General features: G+C 66.3%; 22 protein-coding genes. 20 read left to right on the forward strand and 2 right to left on the reverse strand.

Features of this window, described 5'->3' with window-relative positions; translation table 11 throughout:
- Positions 1–19 precede the first annotated feature (19 nt).
- The 3 genes from KXR83_RS18390 to KXR83_RS18400 all read left to right on the forward strand — a co-directional run bounded on the left by KXR83_RS18390 (position 20) and on the right by KXR83_RS18400 (position 2,486).
- Positions 20–313: a GNAT family N-acetyltransferase gene (locus KXR83_RS18390; protein WP_023961312.1), complete on the forward strand. Its 294-nt coding sequence runs from the start codon at positions 20–22 to the stop codon at positions 311–313.
- A 167-nt stretch (positions 314–480) separates the two neighbouring features.
- Positions 481–1,800, forward strand: coding sequence for a sensor histidine kinase (locus tag KXR83_RS18395; protein ID WP_437426035.1), 1,320 nt, complete (start codon positions 481–483; stop codon positions 1,798–1,800).
- Positions 1,797–2,486 carry a response regulator transcription factor gene (locus KXR83_RS18400; protein ID WP_023961315.1) on the forward strand — a complete coding sequence of 230 codons (690 nt, stop codon included), beginning with the start codon at positions 1,797–1,799 and terminating at the stop codon, positions 2,484–2,486. The genes KXR83_RS18395 and KXR83_RS18400 overlap by 4 nt, the downstream gene beginning before the upstream one ends.
- Positions 2,487–2,490: 4 nt before the next feature.
- Here KXR83_RS18400 and KXR83_RS18405 read toward each other — a convergent pair whose 3' ends face one another.
- On the reverse strand, positions 2,491–3,357 hold the full coding sequence (locus KXR83_RS18405; RefSeq protein WP_437426121.1) for a hypothetical protein: 867 nt from the start codon (positions 3,355–3,357) through the stop codon (positions 2,491–2,493).
- A 52-nt stretch (positions 3,358–3,409) separates the two neighbouring features.
- Here KXR83_RS18405 and KXR83_RS18410 point away from each other — a divergent pair, with 52 nt between their 5' ends.
- From KXR83_RS18410 to KXR83_RS18450, 9 genes are all read left to right on the forward strand, one after another.
- Complete coding sequence (locus tag KXR83_RS18410; RefSeq protein ID WP_437426036.1) at positions 3,410–4,366, forward strand: Ppx/GppA phosphatase family protein; 957 nt, start codon at positions 3,410–3,412, stop codon at positions 4,364–4,366.
- Between the two features lie 17 nt (positions 4,367–4,383).
- The gene (locus KXR83_RS18415) at positions 4,384–5,958 is read left to right on the forward strand and encodes a hypothetical protein (protein ID WP_437426037.1); all 1,575 of its coding nucleotides are present in this window, start codon (positions 4,384–4,386) and stop codon (positions 5,956–5,958) included.
- 50 nt (positions 5,959–6,008) lie between these two features.
- Positions 6,009–6,857, forward strand: coding sequence for a sugar phosphate isomerase/epimerase family protein (locus tag KXR83_RS18420; RefSeq protein WP_437426122.1), 849 nt, complete (start codon positions 6,009–6,011; stop codon positions 6,855–6,857).
- An 82-nt stretch (positions 6,858–6,939) separates the two neighbouring features.
- Complete coding sequence (locus tag KXR83_RS18425; RefSeq protein WP_437426038.1) at positions 6,940–7,788, forward strand: thioesterase family protein; 849 nt, start codon at positions 6,940–6,942, stop codon at positions 7,786–7,788.
- Positions 7,789–7,872: 84 nt separating this feature from the next.
- Entirely contained in the window at positions 7,873–8,709 is an 837-nt protein-coding gene (gene proC, locus KXR83_RS18430; protein ID WP_437426039.1) for a pyrroline-5-carboxylate reductase, read from the forward strand.
- A 177-nt stretch (positions 8,710–8,886) separates the two neighbouring features.
- Positions 8,887–9,102: a helix-turn-helix domain-containing protein gene (locus KXR83_RS18435; RefSeq protein WP_023961329.1), complete on the forward strand. Its 216-nt coding sequence runs from the start codon at positions 8,887–8,889 to the stop codon at positions 9,100–9,102.
- Positions 9,103–9,327: 225 nt separating this feature from the next.
- Positions 9,328–9,429 (forward strand): 30S ribosomal protein bS22, encoded by a 102-nt coding sequence (locus tag KXR83_RS18440; RefSeq protein ID WP_003402602.1) that lies wholly within the window; start codon positions 9,328–9,330, stop codon positions 9,427–9,429.
- Between the two features lie 143 nt (positions 9,430–9,572).
- The gene (locus KXR83_RS18445; RefSeq protein WP_437426040.1) at positions 9,573–10,634 is read left to right on the forward strand and encodes an NAD-dependent epimerase/dehydratase family protein; all 1,062 of its coding nucleotides are present in this window, start codon (positions 9,573–9,575) and stop codon (positions 10,632–10,634) included.
- Positions 10,635–10,761: 127 nt separating this feature from the next.
- The gene (locus tag KXR83_RS18450) at positions 10,762–11,907 is read left to right on the forward strand and encodes a lysophospholipid acyltransferase family protein (protein WP_062797641.1); all 1,146 of its coding nucleotides are present in this window, start codon (positions 10,762–10,764) and stop codon (positions 11,905–11,907) included.
- Between the two features lie 92 nt (positions 11,908–11,999).
- Here the strand turns inward: KXR83_RS18450 and KXR83_RS18455 are convergent, their stop codons facing one another.
- Entirely contained in the window at positions 12,000–13,232 is a 1,233-nt protein-coding gene (locus tag KXR83_RS18455; protein ID WP_437426041.1) for an HAD family hydrolase, read from the reverse strand.
- A 60-nt stretch (positions 13,233–13,292) separates the two neighbouring features.
- On the opposite strand from KXR83_RS18455, the gene KXR83_RS18460 reads away from it, so the two are divergent.
- From KXR83_RS18460 to KXR83_RS18495, 8 genes are all read left to right on the forward strand, one after another.
- Positions 13,293–13,550 carry a glutaredoxin family protein gene (locus KXR83_RS18460; protein ID WP_437426042.1) on the forward strand — a complete coding sequence of 86 codons (258 nt, stop codon included), beginning with the start codon at positions 13,293–13,295 and terminating at the stop codon, positions 13,548–13,550.
- Between the two features lie 98 nt (positions 13,551–13,648).
- Positions 13,649–14,479 (forward strand): redox-sensing transcriptional repressor Rex, encoded by an 831-nt coding sequence (locus KXR83_RS18465; RefSeq protein ID WP_245968922.1) that lies wholly within the window; start codon positions 13,649–13,651, stop codon positions 14,477–14,479.
- Positions 14,476–15,816: a glutamyl-tRNA reductase gene (locus KXR83_RS18470; protein WP_437426043.1), complete on the forward strand. Its 1,341-nt coding sequence runs from the start codon at positions 14,476–14,478 to the stop codon at positions 15,814–15,816. Before KXR83_RS18465 ends, KXR83_RS18470 begins: the two co-directional genes overlap by 4 nt.
- 3 nt (positions 15,817–15,819) lie before the next feature.
- A complete protein-coding gene (gene hemC / locus KXR83_RS18475; RefSeq protein WP_437426044.1) occupies positions 15,820–16,755 on the forward strand; it encodes a hydroxymethylbilane synthase in 936 nt (311 codons plus the stop codon).
- A gap of 45 nt (positions 16,756–16,800) precedes the next feature.
- A complete protein-coding gene (locus KXR83_RS18480; protein WP_437426045.1) occupies positions 16,801–18,504 on the forward strand; it encodes a uroporphyrinogen-III synthase in 1,704 nt (567 codons plus the stop codon).
- Between the two features lie 10 nt (positions 18,505–18,514).
- The gene (gene hemB, locus KXR83_RS18485) at positions 18,515–19,510 is read left to right on the forward strand and encodes a porphobilinogen synthase (protein ID WP_437426046.1); all 996 of its coding nucleotides are present in this window, start codon (positions 18,515–18,517) and stop codon (positions 19,508–19,510) included.
- Between the two features lie 133 nt (positions 19,511–19,643).
- The gene (locus KXR83_RS18490) at positions 19,644–20,405 is read left to right on the forward strand and encodes a hypothetical protein (RefSeq protein WP_437426047.1); all 762 of its coding nucleotides are present in this window, start codon (positions 19,644–19,646) and stop codon (positions 20,403–20,405) included.
- Positions 20,402–20,788, forward strand: a complete 387-nt coding sequence (locus tag KXR83_RS18495; RefSeq protein ID WP_437426048.1) for a hypothetical protein — start codon at positions 20,402–20,404, stop codon at positions 20,786–20,788. Before KXR83_RS18490 ends, KXR83_RS18495 begins: the two co-directional genes overlap by 4 nt.
- Positions 20,789–20,790: the final 2 nt, after the last annotated feature.

The following is a 20,790-nucleotide window of genomic DNA, read 5'->3' on the forward strand; positions in this document are numbered from 1 at the left end:
TGAGGCGGGGGAGCATTGCATGGCAAATATCCGCGTGACACATTCTCAGGCCCAGGAGCGGTATGAGATCTTCGACGGCGAGCAATACGTCGGATATCTCGACTACGTCAGCGAGCCCGAGCAGGTGGTGCTGACCCACACCGTCGTGCTCGATCAATTCAGCGGCAAAGGTTATGCCGGACACCTGGTGAAATACGTCCTCGACGATATCGAGCGCTCCGGGAAGAAAGTCGTACCGCTGTGTTCGTACGTCGGCTACTTCATCGAACAACATCCGCAATATGCGCCGATGGCCACCGAGGTCACCCGCTGATCCACCTCGGGTTCGATGAGCCCGATCCCTGCGGATCGCGCGTGCGGGGCTCTTTCGGCGACCATCGGATGAACAACGTCCGAACACTTGCGCGCTGACTTGTTACCGACCATCACTGCCCAGCATTCTGCTGTGGTGTCCTGTTGCCCTGCCCGTAAGATTTGCTTGTGACCGCAATTTTCATCGCGGCAGTGGGCGTGCTGGCACTTCTTATCGGCGTGGCGGCCGGATGGTATCTGGGCCGCAGGCGCGCCGCCTCCGCATTCTCCGACCTCACCCGATCGGCAACACCGGTCGAGTCCGATGTCGCACCACTCCTGCACCCGTCCTCCGCTCGGGTTCCCCGGATGACCCGGGCCACCCTGCTCGACCTGATCATCGACGGTGGTGAGACCGGTGTTGCGGTGGTCGACGACGTCCGCGACGTCGTGTTCTTCAACGATCGCGCCAACGCCCTCGGCATGGTCCGCGACCATCTCCTCGACGATGACGTGTGGGACTACGCCCGCTACACACTCGAGAGCGGGGACACCAGCAGGTTCACCTTCGTGCCGCCGCAAGGCATCGGTGCCTTCGTGTCCACCGGCCGGGGGCCGGGCCGCAAGATCCAGTCGGTCTCGTGTGTCACCGAACGGATCTCGGACGGAGATGAGCGCTACACCGTCATCTACGGCCAGGACGACTCCGAACACATGCGGGTCGAGCAGACACGCCGCGACTTCGTGGCCAACGTCTCGCACGAACTCAAGACGCCCGTCGCCGCCATCGGTCTGCTGGCCGAAGCGCTGATGGAATCGGCCGACGACCCGTACTCGGTGGAGCATTTCGGTGAGCGGGTCCGCGTCGAGGCGCTGCGCATGGGCAACATGGTCTCCGAGTTGATCGCGCTGTCGCGGTTGCAGGGCGCCGAGAAACTGCCCGACCTCGAGGACGTGGAGGTGGACGTGCTCATCGACGAGGTCATCGACCGCGCCCAGATCAACGCCGAGGCCGCCGGGATCAAACTCACCACCGACGAGGATTCCGATCTGCACGTCGACGGCGACCACACCCTGTTGCTCACCGCCCTGAACAACCTCGTGGCCAACGCAATCGCGTACTCGCCCAGCGGTACCGCGGTGTCGGTGAGCAGGCGTGTGGTGACCATCGACAACCGTCAGATGGTGGCCATCGCCGTCACCGACCGCGGCATCGGGATCGCCCCGCAACATCAGCAGCGGGTGTTCGAACGCTTCTTCCGGGTCGACAAGGCGAGGTCGCGGGCCACCGGGGGAACAGGCCTGGGGCTGGCCATCGTCAAACACGTTGCGGTGAACCACGGCGGATCCATCGACCTGTGGAGCAAACCCGGCACCGGATCAACCTTCACCCTCACCATCCCGCTGGCGACACGCACCACGTCGCGAGCCCCCGAGTTGTCCACTGCCACAAGCGCAGAACCGACCACGCAGACCGTGGTCACCGAAGAGAGAGAACTGAGCCGTTGACACATGTGCTGATCGTCGAGGACGAGGAGTCCTTGGCCGACCCGCTTGCGTTCCTGCTTCGTAAGGAGGGATTCGAGGCCACCATCGTCACCGACGGCAACTCCGCGTTGCCCGTCTTCGAACGCGTCGGTCCCGACATCGTCCTCCTGGACCTCATGCTGCCGGGTGCCTCGGGTACCGAGGTGTGCAAGGCGATCCGCGCCAAGTCGTCGGTGCCGGTGATCATGGTTACTGCCCGCGACAGCGAGATCGACAAGGTTGTCGGTCTCGAGTTGGGCGCCGATGACTATGTGACCAAACCCTATTCGGCCCGTGAGCTGATCGCGCGGATCAGGGCTGTCCTGCGCCGCGGCGGCGATTCGGCCGAGACCGACGACCTCGACGGCGGACTCATCGAGGCCGGCCCGGTCTCGATGGACGTCGAACGCCACACGGTCTCGGCCAGCGGCCAGTCGGTGACGTTGCCGCTCAAGGAGTTCGACCTGCTCGAGTACCTGCTCCGCAACGCCGGGCGGGTGCTCACCCGCGGACAGCTCATCGACAGGGTCTGGGGTGCCGACTACGTGGGCGACACCAAGACCCTCGACGTCCACGTCAAGCGGTTGCGGTCGAAGATCGAATCCGACCCCGGCAACCCGAAACACCTTGTGACGGTGCGCGGTCTGGGCTACAAGTTCGAACCCTGAGTTCTCAGGTGACGTCCGGCAGACCGGGGTCGGCGATGTCTTCGGCCTCGGGATGCTGGGCGTACTTGCGGTCGCCTTCTTGACGTTGGGTGGCCTTTGCCGTGGCCGGGTGCACCGCGACGAGGCCCAGTGCGCTGCGACGACGGCAGACGGTGGCCAGTTCGTCGTAGGCCGGTTTGCCGATCAGGGCGATCAGCTCGGGTCCATACGATTGCCACACCTGCTTTTCGCCGACGTGTGCGTCCGGCGACCCCGAGCAGTACCACTTCAGGTCGGCGCCACCTGAACCCCAGCCCCTGCGGTCGAACTCGGTGATGGTGGTCTTGAGCACCTGTTCGCCGTCGGGGCGTTCCACCCACTGTTCCTCGCGGCGCACCGGCAGCTGCCAGCAGACCTCCGGCTTGACCTCGAGTGGCTCGATGCCCTTGCGCAGTGCCATCGAGTGCAGGGCGCAACCCTGCCCACCGGCGAACCCCGGCCGGTTCAGGAATATGCAGGCGCCCTTGTACTTGCGCGTCTTGATGGCGGGCTCGTCGTCCAGCTCATCCTCTTCGAGGTATCCCCGCTTGCCCAAGGGGTCTTTGCCCGAACCCTTTTCGTAGAACTGCCAGTCGTCGGGTGTCAGCATGGCGGCGGCCTTGGCGAGGTTCTTGCGGTCGCCCTTGTCGGACAGATAGGCGCCGTGGCTGCAGCACCCATCGCTCTCGCGGCCCTCGATGATGCCCTGGCATGCCGGGGTGCCGAATACGCATGTCCAATGCGACAACAACCAGGTGAGGTCGGCGTTGATGATGCGTTCGGGGTCGGCTGGGTCTGCGAATTCGTACCATTCCCTCGGAAAGTCCAACGGGACCTCGGGGGTGGGCACCATTTTGGAGGCTGGCTGCACAAGTATCAACGGTAGACGCACTAGGTTGTAAGCCGTGCGTTTAGGAGTCCTCGATGTCGGCAGCAACACTGTCCACCTGTTGGTGGTCGATGCTCACCGTGGCGGTCACCCGACCCCGATGAGCTCGACCAAGTCCACTTTGCGGCTCGCCGAGCAGATCGACACCGATGGGCGGCTGTCCGATCCAGGTGCGGACAGCCTGGTGGAGGCCGTCGACGAGTTCACCAAGATCGCCTACACCTCGGGCTGCAAACAGGTGATGGCGTTCGCCACATCTGCCGTCCGTGATGCCACCAACTGCGATGACGTACTCAACCGGGTCGCCGACGAGACCGGTGTGCGCGTGGTTGTGCTCTCCGGCGTCGACGAAGCACGACTGACGTCGCTGGCGGTGCGCCGCTGGTACGGCTGGGGCTCGGGCCGCATCGTCGCCCTCGACATCGGCGGTGGATCACTCGAGTTGTCCAACGGCGTCGACGAGGAACCCGACGTCGCGTTGTCGTTGCCCCTGGGCGCAGGCCGGTTGACCCGCGAGTGGTTGTCGGACGATCCGCCCGGCCGCCGCAAGGTCGCGGTGCTGCGTGACTGGCTCGACGCCGAACTGGCACCGGCGGCCAAAGAACTCCTCGCAGCGGGCACCCCCGACCTCGCCGTCGGCAGTTCCAAGACGTTCCGCTCGCTGGCGCGACTCACCGGCGCGGCGCCTTCCAGCGCTGGACCCCGGGTGAAGAGGACACTGACCAGCAATGGTCTGCGGCAGTTGATCGCCTTCATCTCCAGGATGACCACTGCGGACCGGGCCGAGCTGGAGGGAGTGAGTGTGAACCGCGCGGGACAGCTCGTGGCAGGCGCACTGGTGGCCGAGGCGAGCATGCGAGCACTGTCGATCGATACTTTGGAGATATGCCCGTGGGCCCTGCGCGAAGGTGTCATTCTGCGCAGACTGGACCTCGAGTCCAGCGATACCGAGTTGCCGGCTGGTGGACGCTAAGGATGGTGAACTAACTCATGGCTAGAGGATCCGATCCCGATTCACGCCCCATCTCGGTTGCCGAGTTGTTGGCGCGGGCCAAGGAGCAGGACGCGGAGAACGCGGCAACCGGGTCTCAACCTGCAGCCAACCCGCCGACCGGCCGTCGCCACCGTGGAGGCAAGGGCGCGGTGTCGGTTGCCGAACTCACGGGCGAGATCCCTCGGGTGACCGATTCTGCCCCGCCGCCCACCCGGGACTTCAACTCGGCAGACGTGTCCAAGCGCGCGCAGGACACCGACGATGCCGTCACGCCGACGCCGGGGGAGCCTGACCGTCCTGTTCTGTCGCGCCCCCGTGATGTCGAGACGCCTGCGGATGAGCAGCGGGCCGATGAATCATCGGAGGGGCCGGACACCGAGTCGGCGAAAAGCGGCGACGAGACCGCAGCCATGCCGGCGGCCGACCGTGGCGAGCGCGAGGACTCGCAGACCGGGTCGGGAGAGGCCCAGCAGTCAGGCGGGCACTCCGACGAGGAGACCACCGGCGTCATCGCATCGGTTCAGGCCTATTCGCAGGTCGACGAGAACGACCCCGACCACAACAGGGAAAACGGTCAGCACGACTTCCGTACCGCCGCCGAGCGCGAGGCCGACTTCCAGCGGTACCGCAACTTCGAGGACGTCGACTCCTCTGCCGCCCCCAAGCCGGCCAAACGCAAACGTGGTCTGTTCGGCTTCGGGCGCAAGGTGGACGAATCGGCACCTGCGCCGTCGGCGCCCGAGCGGTCCGACGACCCCGCCGGTGGCAACACCGACCATCAGGTCACCCAGCTCATCCCCGCCGTCGATGACTCCGGCCACCCGCCGGCCCAGCCAGACGCGTCCACTCGATCGATGCCCACCGCAGACGGATCGAAGCAGGCCGAGCCGGAACAGGCCGCCCCGCAACCTGCCACGGAGGCCGCAAGCTCGCAGGCCGCCTCGGCGACGTCGGGCGCAGCTGCGGGTCGTTATCTCCGGTTTGATGTCGATGACGACGAGCAGACACAGGGGTCGAGTCCAGATCTGACCAAACGCGATGTGCGGCAACCTGATCCGCGGGAGGTCGACCTCACGGGCACCGACCCGGTGGCATCCGGCATGCCGTCGGGCCTGCGTGAGGTCGGGGCCACGGAAGAACACGGACCGCTGATCCATCCGCAGGTGCACCCGAGTGCCGAAGAGACCGAGGCCGTCAAGGCACGGCTCACCGGATCCTCTGCCGACACACAGGCCGGCGCGACGGACGCACAAGCAACCCGCGACGACGGCAGCGCTCAGACCGCCGACGGTGATTCACGACACTCGCCGACCGTCCAGTGGCTGATCCTGATCGGTCAGGTCCTCGCCGGATTGGCAGTCGGCGTCGCCCTCTTCTGGGGCTTCACCGAACTGTGGCGCTGGAACGTGTATTTCGCGCTCGTCCTGGCGGTCGCGGTCATCTTCGGCATGGTCACCCTGGTCCATGTGGTCCGTCGCAGCCAGGACCTGATCAGTACACTCTTGGCGTTGGGGGTCGGTCTCCTTGTGACCATCGGCCCGTTGGTTCTCTTGCTCGTCGCCGGAGACTGAGAGTGCCCGAGGAGATCGCCGTGTCCGCGCAGGGTTCTCCGAAAGAGTCGATGAGAGAAGACATCGCGATCGGTCTGTCGACCGCGTCCGTGTATCCGCAGAACACCGAAGCCGCTTTCCAGTACGCGAACGATCTGGGGTACGACGGCATCGAGCTGATGGTGTGGGCCGAACCGGTCAGCCAGGACATCGACAGGGTCGCGTTTCTGTCCGACCGCTACCACCTGCCGGTGCTGTCGGTGCATGCACCGTGTCTGCTGATCTCGCAACGGGTCTGGGGCCGCGACCCGGCCGCCAAGCTGGCCCGGTCGGTGGCCGCGGCCGAGGACCTCGGCGCCGAGACCGTCGTGGTGCATCCACCGTTTCGGTGGCAGCGAAAGTACGCGGGTGGATTTCGCGATCTGATCGACGCGCTCGAGGATGACTCGGGGATCGACATCGCGGTGGAGAACATGTTCCCCGTCCGCACCGACAGGTTCTTCGGCAAGTACGAGGAGGCCGCCGGGCGGATGCGAAGGCGCGGTGGGGGACCGGGCGCTGCGGTCTCTGCTTTCGCGACATCGATCGACCCCACCGACGACGGCTTCGCGCACTACACACTCGACCTTTCCCACGCGGCGACCGCGGGCGCGGATGCGATCGAGATGCTCAATCGGATGGGCGGTGGCCTACGTCACCTGCACCTGACAGATGGTTCGGGGGCGGCCGTGGACGAACACCTGGTCCCCGGCGACGGCTCGCAACCCTGTGTGCAAGTGTGTAAAAGTCTGGCCGCCGGGGACTTCTCCGGTTCGGCCATTCTGGAGGTCACCACGAGTTCGGTGAACACCAAGGCCGAGCGTCGTGAGATCTTGTCCCGCTCACTGGATTTCGCGAGAACGCACCTCGAGCGGCCGTAGCCGACCCATCCGGGCCGCCACCGAATCTTCCGATGGCCGTGGCCGGGATGAATGTAGAACCGTTGAAGGAGTACTGAGCACTGTGTCCGAGCCCAGCCTTGCCCGCCTGAACATTCTCCAAGAGATCACCGCTCCCAGCGGTGACCGAGTCGAGTACTCGGCCCAGATCGACCCCGTCTTCACCATCGGGCCCAAGGTGCACGGCGGCACACTGCAGATGCTCAGCGCCAATGCGGCCCTCGCCGGTTTCCGGGCGACGGCGCCGGCCGACAAGCCCGCGTCCGACGATCTCGCCGCGATGGCCATCTCCACCAATTACCTCGGCGCGCCCGATCCGGCCGAGATCACGTTGCACGTCTGGGTACGCAAGCGCGGTCGCCGCGTCTCGCTGGTCGACGTCGAGATCCATCAGAACGGCCGCAATCTCGTCCATTCCACCGTGACGGTCGGAACGCCCGACGTCGACACCCACTACTCGGCCCCCACCCCGCTCGCCGCGGTTCCGGCCTCACCCACCGAGGGCGTCATCTGGGTCGAGAAGAGCCCGGTCGGCGAGGTCATGCACCTGTCCGCAGTGCTCGACATCGCCATCGAGGAGCGATCGCTCGCGTTCACCCGCGGGGAGAAGGCCGATCCGGTGTTCCGGATGTGGGCGCGGCCGAAGGAATCCGACCCCGATGCCCTGTTCGCGATCCTCTGCGGCGACCTGAGTGCGCCGGTGGTGATGAACCTGAATCTGTTCGGCTGGGCACCCACCATGCAGTTGACGACGTATCTGCGACGTCGGCCCGCGCCCGGATGGCTGCGTATCCAGGCCTCGAGCACCGAGGTCGGGCACGGCTGGTTCGAAGAGGACCACGTGGTCCTCGACTCCACAGGCCAGGTTGTTGTGCAATCGCGGCAACTCGCGATGATCCCGGCCGCGGGCTGACCCGATTTTGGTGGGTTCCGGCGCAAGAAACTGCAGGTGGGGGTCACCAGAACCCACCAACATCAGCGTGAGAAAGTGAGCAGCATGACTCAGCGAATCGCAATCATCGGCGGCGGCAAGATCGGTGAGGCGCTGCTGGCCGGCTTGATCAAGACCGGCAAGCCGACCAAGGATCTGGTGGTGGCCGAGAAGTCGGCGCGCCGGGGCAAAGAGATCACCGAGGATTACGGGGTGCGTGTCACCGACATCCCCGATGCGGTCGAAGGCGCCAACATCGTTGTCCTGGCGGTCAAGCCGGGCGATGTCGACGCCGTCTTGTCGATCATCGCCGACGTCGAAGATCTCGGTGAGGTCGAGCGGCTCACCGTCACTCTCGTCGGTGGTCTGCCGATGCTGAAGTACGAGAACGCTCTGCCTGCCGGCGCGCCGGTGGTGCGGGTGATGCCCAACACCCCGATGCTGGTCGGCGAGGCCATGTGCGGGATCGCGGCGGGTCGGTATGCCACCGACGAGCACGTGGCCACCGTGGTGACACTGCTCGAGACCGTCGGCAAGGTGGTGGTGGTCCCGGAGCGGCAGATGGATGCCATCACCGCGTTGTCCGGATCGGGGCCTGCCTACGTCTTCCTGCTCGCCGAGGCGATGATCGACGCCGGGGTGTCGATGGGGCTGACGCGGTCGATGGCCACCGAACTCGCCGCGCAGACCGTGCGCGGTGCCGGGGTGTTGCTGACCGACTCGGGGGTCTCGCCGGTGGATCTGCGCGCGGCCGTGACGTCACCGGCAGGAACCACCGCCGAGGCCCTGCGTGAACTCGAGCGCTACGGCATGCGGCACGCGGTGTCCGAGGCGATGCGGGCGAATGCGGCCAAGAGCGAGGCGACGGGCCGCGCCGTGCTGGCCAACATCGAGACGTCTTGAATCGTCGTCGGGCACTGCCCGGGGGCGATCTCATGCGACAAAATCGACCCAGTTACCTACTCACGTCGCATTAACCCCACCCGCCACGCTAAGCTTCGGGGAGCACGTGCGTGTCTGGAGTCCGCCGGAGGGGAAGCCGAGCGGCCGCGACGCGTGCCCCGGAGGTATGAAAATTTCATGGCATCTGCAAGCAAGTCAGGTGACAACGCCGGTGGTGGAACTCAGTTCCTGACCGTCGCGGAGGTCGCATCACTGATGCGCGTCTCGAAGATGACCGTGTACCGCCTGGTGCACAACGGAGAGTTGCCCGCAGTACGCGTGGGTCGTTCCTTCCGAGTGCACGCCAAGGCAGTCCACGATTACCTCGAAACGTCGTATTTCGACGCCGGTTAGGCCTCACGAGGCATTCCCGACGGGCCGGGCCACCACGGTGGCCCGGTCCGCGTCGGACATTGGATCGAAGACCGCCGCGGTGGATTTCGTGACGAGTACGGTGGCGCGGTAAGGTCGGTAGTCGACCCGTTCGCCTGTGTTCTGGCGTACGACGTTATGTGAGCCAGCCTCGTTGGACGGCAAAACCTTGAAGGACCATCGGTCAGATCGTGAGGAAGTTCCCACATGGGTTCAGTGATCAAGAAGCGCCGCAAGCGCATGTCGAAGAAGAAGCACCGCAAGTTGCTGCGTCGCACCCGGGTGCAGCGCAGAAAACTCGGTAAGTGAGTTTTCTTTTTCGTTCAGAACCCGCCGATATTTCGGCGGGTTTTGTTTTGCCCTGATAAGGGCTTTCTCGCCTGATGTGCGCGTCGGAAAATTACTGAGCCACTGACTGGATGAAGACGGGCAAAGTTCCGTACGCTGGGCACATGGTCGAGGGTGGGGATGTGGCGGATACAACGCCGCGCGTTGTGTTGGTGACCGGCGCATCGACTTTTCTCGGTGGATATCTGACCACTCGTCTAGCGCAGAACCCCGAGATCGACCGGGTGATCGCCGTCGACTCGCGGGCCCCTTCCAAAGACATGTTGCGACGTTTTGGTCGCGCCGAGTTCGTCCGGGTGGACATCCGGCGTTCGGCGATCGCGAAGGTGATCGACAAGGCCGGTGTGGACACCGTGGTGCATGCCGCGACCTCGGTGATGGACACCGTCGGTCATTCGCCTGCCATCAAAGAGTTCAACGTCATCGGCACGATGCAGCTGTGCGCCGCCTGTCAGCGCAGCCCGACGGTCAAGCGTTTTGTCGTCCGCTCGTCCGGCATGATCTACGGCGCCAGTTCGGCCGACCCTGCGCATTTTTCCGAGGACACCCATGCCCGGCGTGAGCCGACACATGGATATGCCCGTGACCTGCTCGACGTCGAGGGCTATGCCCGTGGCCTCGGCCGCCGGCGTCCCGACATGTCCGTCACCATCCTGCGGTTGTCGGCGATGCTCGGACCGCAGATCTCCACCCGCATGAGCAAGTACTTCTCGGCCACGGTCATCCCGGTTGTGATCGGGCACGAACCGCGACTGCAATTCCTCCATGAAGAAGACGCCCTGTCGGCGCTCGAGCACGCGACTCTTGCCGGTCGCGCCGGCACGTTCAACATTGCCGCCGACGGCGTGGTGACCCTCAGCCAGGCGGTGCGACGGGCGGGCCGCGTTGCCCTGCCGGTTCCGGGCCGGATGCTGGGAACGGTCGCCGGGGTGTACCGCGGCATGCGCGTTGCCCCCTTCCATGGCGATCAGGCCGACTACCTGACGTTCGGCCGAGTGCTCGACACCACCCGGATGCGCACCGAACTCGGCTTCGAGCCGAAGTACACCAGCTTGGAGACGTTCGACGACTTCTTGTCCCGAAAACCGTTGGAGCCGGTGATCTCACCGGCGGCCTGGCGGCGCTTGGAGCAGTGGATAGCCCAGGCCGCGAAGCAGCTGACGTGAGCCTGGCGACTGGAGAAGGTAAGTTCATCCGATGCCTGGCGCGGGGGCGACCACGGCGGGGACAATTGACAAATGTTCGACACGACCACGTAGGGGCGGCGGGCATCATGCTTGAGGGAGGTGGGTGATCGTGCAGAACCGGAATCGTACGTCCGACGCGCGAACGGCCAAGGTGATCCAGCTGTACTCCAGTTCGCCGGGTCCCGGTGGACAGCCGCGCCGCCGACATCCGTCCCAGACCAACGGGCATCCGGCCAAACCTGCTGCGCCACAACAACACCCGAATCACCGCGGACATCCGAACACCGACGAGTTCGTGCAGGCGCCGGTCACCCCGATCAGCGAGGATGTGCGCGCACAGCTTGAGGCCGGACGGTTCGAGCAGGCCGCCGAGATGTCGTCGAATTTCCTGAATCTCGACGGTGTCCGGCAGACGATCGCCGACACGATCACCGGTGCCGCCGGGTACGTCCGTCAGCGCGTGACCGGTGACTACGAGGTGGACGACTTCGGCTTCGATGCCCACTTCACCGAGTCGGTGTGGCTCCCCGCCTTGCGGGTCTTGTTCGACAAGTGGTTCCGGGTCGACGTGAGCGGTATCGAGAACCTGCCGCTCGACGGTGGGGGACTGCTGGTGGCCAATCACGCCGGCACCATCCCCATCGATGCCTTGATGACGTCGGTTGCCGTGCACGACTACCACCCGAGGAATCGGCACCTGCGTGTGCTCGCCGCGGACCTCGCCTTCGACACCCCGGTCATCGGTGACATAGCGCGCCGCACGGGGTCCACCCTCGCCTGCACCGCCGACGCGCAGAAGCTGCTGCGGGGCGGCGAGCTGACTGCAGTGTGGCCGGAGGGCTTCAAGGGCATCGGCAAGCTCTACAAGGATCGCTACAAGTTGCAGCGCTTCGGTCGGGGCGGCTTTGTCACCACGGCGTTGCGTGCCAAGGTCCCGATCATCCCGGTGTCGATCGTCGGTTCCGAAGAGATCTATCCGATGCTCAACGACCTGAAGCCGATCGCCCGCCTGCTCGGTCTGCCCTACATTCCGATCACGCCGACGTTCCCGTTGCTCGGACCGCTCGGTCTGGTGCCGTTGCCGTCCAAGTGGCAGATCCACTTCGGTACCCCGATCGAGACCGGCCACTTTGACGATCAGGCAGCCGACGACCCCATGGTCGTGTTCGACCTCACCGACAACGTGCGCGAAGACATCCAGCAGACACTCTTCCGCATGCTCAGCCGTCGATCGAGCATCTACTTCGGTTGACGCCCGCCCCCACCCCCGATGATGTGCTGTTATGGCGAACAGAACGCCAGGTGGGCTCCGCCATAAGGGCACATCATCGGGAAATCGGGGAGTCAGCGGCGCAGGTGACGGACTGCGGCGGCAGCGCCACCGCCGGCGGCACCGAGCAGCACGGCCGTCGGTACGCCGATCTTCGCGGCCTTGCGGGCCGTGCGATAGTCGCGGATCTCCCAGCCACGCACCCGGGCGACCTCACGCAGGTCGGCATCGGGATTGATGGCCACGGCGGTGCCGACCAGCGACAGCATGGGGACGTCATTGTGCGAATCGGAGTACGCCGTGCAGCGCTTGAGGTTCAGACCCTCGCGGATCGCGAGCGTGCGCACGGCATGCGCCTTGCCGAGCCCGTGCAGGATGTCGCCGACCAGCCGCCCGGTGAACACCCCGTCGACGCTCTCGGCCACCGTGCCCAGTGCCCCGGTCAATCCGAGTCGGTCGGCGATGGTCTGGGCCAGCTCCACCGGCGTCGCGGTCACCAGCCACACCTGCTGTCCGGCATCGAGGTGCATCTGCGCAAGGGTGCGGGTGCCGGGCCAGATCTTGTCGGCGATGAACTCGTCGAAGATCTCCTCGCCGAGTCGAACGAGTTCGTCGGTCTCGCGGCCGGCGATGAACGACAGCGCCTTTTCCCGCCCCTGCGCGACGTCCTCGGAGTTCTCCCGGCCGGTCATCCGGAATTTCGCTTGCGCCCAGACGAATTCCATCACGTCGCGGTAGCTGAAGTAGTCACGCGCGGCGAGACCGCGGGCGAAATGAACGATCGACGCGCCTTGGACGAGTGTGTTGTCGACGTCGAAGAATGCCGCGGCGGTGAGGTCCGGCGGGACGTCGGTCGGCGTTCCGGGCTCGTCGGATTCCAGGAAGGTCGACGGATCGCTCTCGTCGAGTCCCCGTTCGCGCAGCTTCGACGACGCGGCCCGAGCACTGGCCTCACCGGCGAGCGACTGGCGCAGTTCGGCTGCCGACTGACGGAAACGCCCGACCCGGCTCGTCAACGGGGAGAGCGGGCCGGCCGTGGATGTGGGGCGCAGGCGCTGCCCGTGGTCGCCGGCGGGCCGGTCGTCGAGATCGTCGTCCCCGGAGTCGTCATCGAGGTCGTCGTCCCTGAAATCGTCTTCGGGGGAGTCGTCGTCGCGGGCGTCGTCAGAGGCGTCGTCGTCCGGACCGTCCCCGGGCAGCTCGCGCCGTCGGTCATCAGGCCCGTGGTCGTCGCCGTGCTCGGCGTGTGAACCGGTGGCGGCATCGTCCTCGCCGTCGGCGTCCCCACTGCCCGGAGTTGTGCTCACTCCATCGCCTCCTGTCGGTCGGTGCCAAGCCTAGTCGCCGATCCCTGCAACACTGGCAGGGTGAGGATCACGTTGCTGTCCCGGGCGGGTTGTGCCGCCTGCGCCCGTGCCAGGGCCGATCTACGGCCGGTTGTCGACGAGTTCGACGTGGAGTTCGACGAGGTCGACGTCGATGCCGTCGCGGCCACCGATCCATCCCTGCGCGCCGAGTTCGGAGACCGGTTGCCGGTGATCTTGCTCGACGATCGTGAGCATAGCTACTGGGATGTCGATATTCCCAGGTTGAGGGCCGATTTGCGGGCCGCCGCCGGACACTAGTCCAGACGCATGGCCAGAAGAACCGCAGCCGAGTTTGTGAATCGATTCACAAGCGGTACCGTAATGCCTCGAGTTGGTGTTGAACCTGCCATGAGCAGGTGAAGCGCACCGGAGTCCGCAAAGCCGCGGACGATGCAGCCCAGAAGAAAGACGGACGCATGGCCAAGAGTTCGGCGGGGTTCAACGCCCAGTCCGAGATTCCCAGCGCCTCGGTCGCCCGGCTGGCCACCTACCTCCACGTTCTGCGTTCGCTGAGCGAGAGCGGCGCGATGGTGGTGTCGTCCGGTCAGCTGGCCACCGCAGCGGGGGTCAATCCGGCGATCCTGCGCAAAGACCTGTCCCATGTCGGGTCGGGCGGAGTCCGCGGCGTCGGTTACGACGTCGGCCGGCTGATCGCCCGGATCGCGCTGGCCCTCGGGGTCGAGCACAACCACAACGTGGTGCTGGCCGGCGCCGGCCACCTCGGCAAGGCACTGTTGGGCCGGGTGGGGTTCGAGCGACGCGGGATCAAGATCGTTGCCATGTTCGATGCCGATCCCGAGCTGGTCGGGACGACGATCACCGCGGCCGAGGGTGAGTTGGCCGTGCGGGCGCTCGACGAGATCGGTGACATCTGCCAAGAGCACGGGGTGGAGATCGCGGTCCTCGCGACCTCAGACGCCGACGCCCAGGCCACGTGCGACGCATTCGTCGAGGCCGGGGTGCACCAGATCCTGAACTTCACCGCGCTCGCGCCGAGCGTCCCCGAGCACGTGTACGTGCGGCCGGTGGACTTCGCGCTGGAGCTGCAGGTGATGGCCTTCAACGCTGCCCGACGGCACAACGCGGACTCCGCGGTGGTGCCACGTGAGCAGCGCAGTAGTGGACGTGCCCCGAGGAGTGGGGCGAAGACGAGAGCACGATCAGATCAGAGATCGGTGGGCGTGTGAGTATTTTCCTGTTCGGCGTATCGCATCGCAGCGCGCCGGTACCGATCCTCGAGCGACTCGCCGTCACCGACGACGACCGTCCGAAGATCATCGACGATCTGCTGGCCAGCCCGCAGATCAGTGAGGCGATGATCGTCTCGACGTGCAACCGCGTCGAGGTCTACGCCGTGGTCGACGCCTTCCACCCGGCCCTCGAGGCCGTGGGTGAGGTCATGGGCAAACACTCGGGCATGACGGTCAACGAGATGACCAAGTACGCCTACGTGCGGTACTCCGAAGCCGTTGTCGAGCACCTGTTCTCGGTGGCCGCCGGCCTGGACTCCATGGTGGTGGGCGAGCAGCAGATCCTCGGCCAGATCCGGTCGTCCTATGCCAGCGCCGACGCGAACCGCTCGGCCGGGCGAGTGCTGCACGAGCTGGCGCAGCAGGCGTTGCGGGTGGGCAAACGCGTCCACAGCGAAACCGGGCTCGACCGCGCCGGGGCATCGGTGGTCTCGGTGTCGCTCGAACGCGCACGGAGCATTCTCGACGGCGACATCACCTCTGCCGTTGTGCTCGGCGCCGGCGCGATGGGTGGCCTGGCCGCCGCCCACCTGGCCCGATCAGGGGTGTCGGAGCTGGTGGTCGTCAACCGCACGTTCGAGAAGGCGCAGCATCTCGCGGCCAACGTCACCAAGAACCACGGCATCCCCGCGCGGGCGGTGCGTTTCGACGACATGACCGACGCGCTGATCGGCGCCGACGTGCTGGTGACCTGTACCGGCACCATCGGCGCGGTCGTCGGTGTCGGTGAGGTCCACTCGGCGCTCGCCCGTCGCGAGAACAACAACCCGCTGGTGATCTGCGACCTGGGATTGCCTCGTAACGTCGATCCTGCGGCCGGTCGGCTACCGGGTGTCCACATCATCGATATCGAGGGTCTGCGTGGCGATGAGGCCACCAAGGCCGCCGATGCCGACGAGTTCGCCGCCCGCGAGATCGTCCTGGGTGAGCTGGCCGACTACCTGATGCATCAGCGTCAGGCCGAGGTCACCCCCACGGTCACCGCGCTGCGGCAGCGCGCCGCCGAGGTGGTCCAGGCAGAGATCCTCCGACTCGAGAGCCGGTTGCCGGGTCTGGACGACCCGCAGCGCGACGAGGTCGCCAAGACCGTCCGGCGAGTGGTCGACAAGTTGCTGCACGCGCCGACGGTGCGGGTGAAACAACTCGCGAGCACACCGCAGGGCGACACCTACGCCGAAGCTCTTCGCGAGCTCTTCGAACTCAAGCCCGGTGCGGCCGAATCGGTGTCGGCACCGGAGGTCGGGCTCGGCGACACAGACGGAAAGGCCCGGTAGGACTTGAGCACCGACGAGACGAGTCCGATCCGTATCGGAACTCGTGGTTCGCTGCTGGCCACCACCCAGGCCGGCGACATCCGCGACGCACTGATCAAGGCCGGCCACCCTGCCGAACTGGTGATCATCAAGACCGCAGGCGACCTGTCGGCCGCCCCGGTCCAGCAGATCGGCGTCGGGGTGTTCACCACGGCGATCCGGCTGGCGTTGACCGCGGGCGAGGTGGACGTCGCCGTGCACTCCTACAAGGACCTCCCGACGGCCCCTGAACCCGGGCTGCACATCGCCGCCACCCCGCTGCGCGAAGATCCGCGAGATGCGCTGGTCGCAGCGGGTGGCAAGGTGCTCGGCGAGCTACTGCCGGGAGCCACTGTCGGCACCTCCGCGCCACGCCGGGCGGCGCAGCTTAGAGCATTGGGTCTCGGTTTGGAAATCCGCCCCCTACGAGGCAACCTTGATTCTCGGTTGGGCAAAGTCGCGAGCGGCGAACTCGACGCGGTGGTAGTGGCTCGAGCAGGACTGGTACGCATCGGACGGGCCGACGAGGTCACCGAAGCGCTGGATCCGGTTCAGATGCTGCCGGCGCCCGCACAGGGCGCCTTGGCCGTGGAGTGCCGCGCAGACGATGCCCGACTGGTGAGCATTCTCGCCGAGTTGGACGATCCGTCCACCCGTGCGGCGATTGACGCCGAACGTGCAGTGCTGGGGGCCCTCGAGGCCGGATGCACCGCGCCGGTCGGTGCGATGGCCGAGGTGGTCGAGTCGATTGACGAGGACGGACGCATTTTCACCGAACTGTCGCTGAGGGCGACGGTCGTGGCCGAAGACGGATCGGACGCGGTCAAGGCCTCGGTGGTGGGTCCGGTGGAACGGGCAGCCGAACTGGGCCGAGAACTCGCCGCAGAACTACTGGATCAGGGAGCAAGACAGCTTCTCTAGAAACAGTGGGCCGAGCTACAGCCCCACGGGGCAGGAGTGCTGAGCATGAGCCGTAACAAAAAGGCCACCACCCCCGGTCGCATTCTCTTTGTCGGGGCAGGCCCGGGCGATCCCGGACTGCTGACCGTCCGCGCCCGGACCGCGATCGAGAACGCCGTCACGGTGTTCATCGATCCCGACGTGCCGTCCGCGGTCGTCGAACAGATCGGCGTCGGCTGGGGTGAGCAGGCCTCATCGAAGAGTTCGTCGACCGGTGTGACCCGCTCGGGCAAACAAGACATTAGCGGCGGCGAGCAACGCGATTCGCAGGGGGGTGATCCCCAGGACGCCGACGGCACTGCCGCATCCGTGTCCGGTGCCGATTCGGCAGACGACTCGATGGGCAATGTGCGTCCCGCGCTGGGTGATCCCGCCGAGGTCGCCAAGACTCTCGTCGCCACGGCCAAGGACGGCCACGACGTGGTCCGGCTGGTGGCAGGCGACCCTCTGACCACCGATGCGGTGCTGGCCGAGGTGAATGCCGTCGCCCGTACCCAGGTGCAGTTCGAGGTCATCCCGGGACTGCCCGCGACGGCCGCTGTGCCGAGCTACGCGGGTATGCCGCTGGGTTCGGGACACACCGAGGCCGATGTCCGCGGAGAGGTCGACTGGGCGGCACTCGCTGCCGCTCCAGGACCTCTTGTGCTCCACGCGACGTCGGGTCATCTCGCCGAGACCGCCAGCGCACTCACCGAGCACGGCCTGGCCGCGCAGACCCCTGCCGCCATCACCGTCAACGGCACCACCTGCCAGCAGCGCACCATCGAGGCGACGCTGGCCACTCTCAACGAGAGTGGAAGCGCCCTCACCGGACCGCTGATCGTCACCATCGGCAAGGTGGTCACCCAGCGCGGCAAGTTGAGCTGGTGGGAATCGCGCGCGCTGTACGGCTGGACCGTTCTGGTGCCGCGTACCAAGGATCAGGCCGGCGACATGTCGGATCGGCTGGTCACGCACGGCGCCATCCCGATGGAGGTCCCGACGATCGCGGTGGAACCGCCGCGTAGTCCCGCCCAGATGGAACGTGCCGTCAAGGGTCTGGTCGACGGGCGTTACCAGTGGGTGGTGTTCACCTCCACCAATGCTGTTCGGGCCGTGTGGGACAAGTTCGCCGAGTTCGGTTTGGACGCACGAGCTTTCAGCGGCGTGAAGATCGCCTGTGTGGGCGAGGCGACCGCGGAGAAGGTGCGCGGCTTCGGCATCAACCCCGAACTGCTCCCCTCGGGCGAGCAGTCCTCGCTGGGACTGCTCGAGGACTTCCCGCCGTACGACGACGTCTTCGATCCGGTGAACCGGATCCTGCTGCCCCGTGCCGACATCGCCACCGAGACACTCTCGGAGGGCCTGCGTGGCCGTGGCTGGGAGATCGACGACGTCACCGCGTACCGCACGGTCCGCGCCGCGCCGCCGCCCGCCGAGACCCGCGAGATGATCAAGACCGGTGGGTTCGACGCGGTCTGCTTCACCTCGAGTTCCACGGTGCGCAACCTGGTGGGTATCGCGGGTAAACCGCACGCCCGCACCATCGTTGCGTGCATCGGCCCGAAGACGGCCGAGACCGCCACCGAGTTCGGCCTGCGGGTCGACGTGCGGCCGGAGAACGCATCGGTGCACGAGTTGGTGGACGCGCTCGCCGAGCACGCCGCTCGCCTGCGTGCCGAGGGTGCGCTGCCTCCGCCGCGCAAGAAGGCTCGCCGCTCACGCTCGTAGGCTGGAGGACATGACCTCACCGACCGATCGTTCTCCTGTGGTTCGTCCCAGGCGTCTTCGTACCACTCCGGCCATGCGCCGGATGGTCGCTGAAACCTCCTTGGAGCCAAGGCATCTGGTGTTGCCGATGTTCGTGGCCGACGGGATCGACGAGCCGCGGCCCATCAGCAGCATGCCCGGGGTCGTCCAGCACACACCGGATTCACTCCGCAAGGCCGCGGTCGCGGCAGTGGAATCCGGTGTGGGTGGTCTCATGCTCTTCGGTGTTCCTGCCGAGGGCGACAAGGATGCCGTCGGTAGCGTCGGGACCGATCCGGATGGTGTGCTCAATTCGGCTCTGCGACTTCTCGAGTCCGAGCTCGGCGACTCGACTGTCCTGATGGCCGACACCTGCCTCGACGAGTTCACCGACCATGGGCACTGCGGTGTGCTCGCCGGCGACGGCACCGTCGACAACGACGCCACCCTGCTGCGCTACGCCGAGATGGCAGTCGTGCAGGCCCAGTCGGGCGCCCATCTGGTGGGGCCGAGCGGGATGATGGACGGCCAGGTGGCCGCGATCCGTTCGGCACTCGACGATGCGGGACACACCGACACGGGGATCCTGGCCTACACCGCCAAGTACTCATCGGCCTTCTACGGCCCGTTCCGGGAGGCCGTCGGCTCGTCGCTGCGTGGCGACCGCAAGTCCTACCAGCAAGATCCCGCCAACCTGCGCGAGGCGATGCGCGAACTCGAACTCGACCTGTCCGAGGGCGCCGACATCGTGATGGTGAAACCGGCCATGTCGTACCTGGACGTGTTGCGTCGGGTGGCCGACGTGGCCGATGTCCCGGTCGCGGCCTACCAGATCTCGGGGGAGTACGCGATGATCACCGCGGCGGCCGAACGCGGCTGGATCGACCGCGATGCCGCCATCCTCGAGTCACTCACCTCCATCCGCCGCGCCGGTGCCGACATCGTGCTGACGTACTGGGCGCACGAGGTCGCCGACAAACTCAGGTGACCGCGCGTCTGGCCGCATCGAGCCGGCCCTTGTCGCCGTCGTGCAGGCCCCTGTTGTCCTTCCGGGCGGCAGCATCAGCACCCCGGTCCGACGCCCGCGCGCAGCCGCCCGCCCGACCTCTAGGCTGGTGCCCATGTCCGTGACTCCACCGTCCTACAGCCAGGGCCCGTACGGCGGCTCCTCGCCCGAGTCACCGAACAAGCCGGCTCTGGCCAGCCCGATGGCCATCGCCACCGAACTGTGGGCGCTGATCATCTTGGCGCAGTGCGTGGTTTTCGGTGGGCAGTACCAGGTGGCCTTCGACGCCGCCGACGAGGTGTCCCGGGACATGCCTGAGGGCGAACTCCCCGATGGCGCCATCTGGGTGGTGTACGTCATCGTGGGGCTGACCCTCGCCGCGGTGTTCGGGGTACTCGCGTGGCTCGCCCGGTCCGGGCGCAACTGGGCCCGCCTGGTGCTCGGTTTTGTCAGTTTTTATCTTGTTGTGCAGACCGTGTCGGCGTTCTTCATCGAAGAGGCCGACCATTGGACGATGATCCCGACCGTCATCGGCGGAGTCGCCGCACTGGGCGCGGGTGTCCTGCTGATGCATCGCGACTCGGACAAGTACTGCAAAGACATGGCGGCATGGCGAAAGAGTCAGTCGCACAAGGGCGGGCAGACGCCGTGGTCGCAAGGCCCGCCGAGTCAGTATCCGCCAAACCCCACCTACCCGAACCCCTACCAGCAGTACCCGCAGCAGCCATATCAGCAGCAGTATTACGGCGCGCCGGGATACCAGCAGGGTGGGTACCAGCAACCCGCCGGCCCGGACAGCAACACGCCCTCGGAGCCCGGCAACACCGATCCGAGAAGGTCTGACGACTCCGGATCAGATACAGGAGAAAGCAAGTGAGCACCGAGGCCGTGAATCCGGGCGTGCCCCCGAACACCGTTGTGTGGGCGTATCGGTTGTGGCTTGCGTCCGGCGTCCTGCTCGCCCTGTGGGGTCTGTTCCAGATCGCCCTGGTGCGAACCGGGACCAGCGTGGTCTTCGGGGTGTTCTTCATTCTTGTAGGGGTTGCCCTGGTGTGGGCGGGCCGGCAGGCGTACGCCGGTGACCCACGCTGGCGGTCGGCGGTGTCCGTCCTGACGCTGATGCTGGTCGCCATCGGGATCTTCGCCTCGATGCTCTACTCGCTGCCGATGGTCCCCGCACTGCTCTTCGCGCTGATCGGACTGTCCGGTTCGCTGACCGCCAACCGCCCCACGTCCGAGCCCTGGTTCGCTCGCCGGTGAGG

This window comes from Williamsia muralis, assembly GCF_051487485.1.
Classification (GTDB): Bacteria; Actinomycetota; Actinomycetes; order Mycobacteriales; family Mycobacteriaceae; genus Williamsia; species Williamsia muralis_B.

Bases quoted from the DNA above. Each gene is read 5' to 3' on its own strand.
- KXR83_RS18390 (WP_023961312.1), top strand. From the start codon at position 20: ATGGCAAATATCCGCGTGACACATTCTCAGGCCCAGGAGCGGTATGAG.
- KXR83_RS18405 (WP_437426121.1), bottom strand. From the start codon at position 3,357: ATGGTGCCCACCCCCGAGGTCCCGTTGGACTTTCCGAGGGAATGGTAC.
- KXR83_RS18415 (WP_437426037.1), top strand. From the start codon at position 4,384: ATGGCTAGAGGATCCGATCCCGATTCACGCCCCATCTCGGTTGCCGAG.
- KXR83_RS18420 (WP_437426122.1), top strand. From the start codon at position 6,009: ATGAGAGAAGACATCGCGATCGGTCTGTCGACCGCGTCCGTGTATCCG.
- proC (WP_437426039.1), top strand. From the start codon at position 7,873: ATGACTCAGCGAATCGCAATCATCGGCGGCGGCAAGATCGGTGAGGCG.
- KXR83_RS18435 (WP_023961329.1), top strand. From the start codon at position 8,887: ATGGCATCTGCAAGCAAGTCAGGTGACAACGCCGGTGGTGGAACTCAG.
- KXR83_RS18440 (WP_003402602.1), top strand. From the start codon at position 9,328: ATGGGTTCAGTGATCAAGAAGCGCCGCAAGCGCATGTCGAAGAAGAAG.
- KXR83_RS18445 (WP_437426040.1), top strand. From the start codon at position 9,573: ATGGTCGAGGGTGGGGATGTGGCGGATACAACGCCGCGCGTTGTGTTG.
- KXR83_RS18480 (WP_437426045.1), top strand. From the start codon at position 16,801: ATGAGCCGTAACAAAAAGGCCACCACCCCCGGTCGCATTCTCTTTGTC.
- hemB (WP_437426046.1), top strand. From the start codon at position 18,515: ATGACCTCACCGACCGATCGTTCTCCTGTGGTTCGTCCCAGGCGTCTT.
- KXR83_RS18490 (WP_437426047.1), top strand. From the start codon at position 19,644: ATGTCCGTGACTCCACCGTCCTACAGCCAGGGCCCGTACGGCGGCTCC.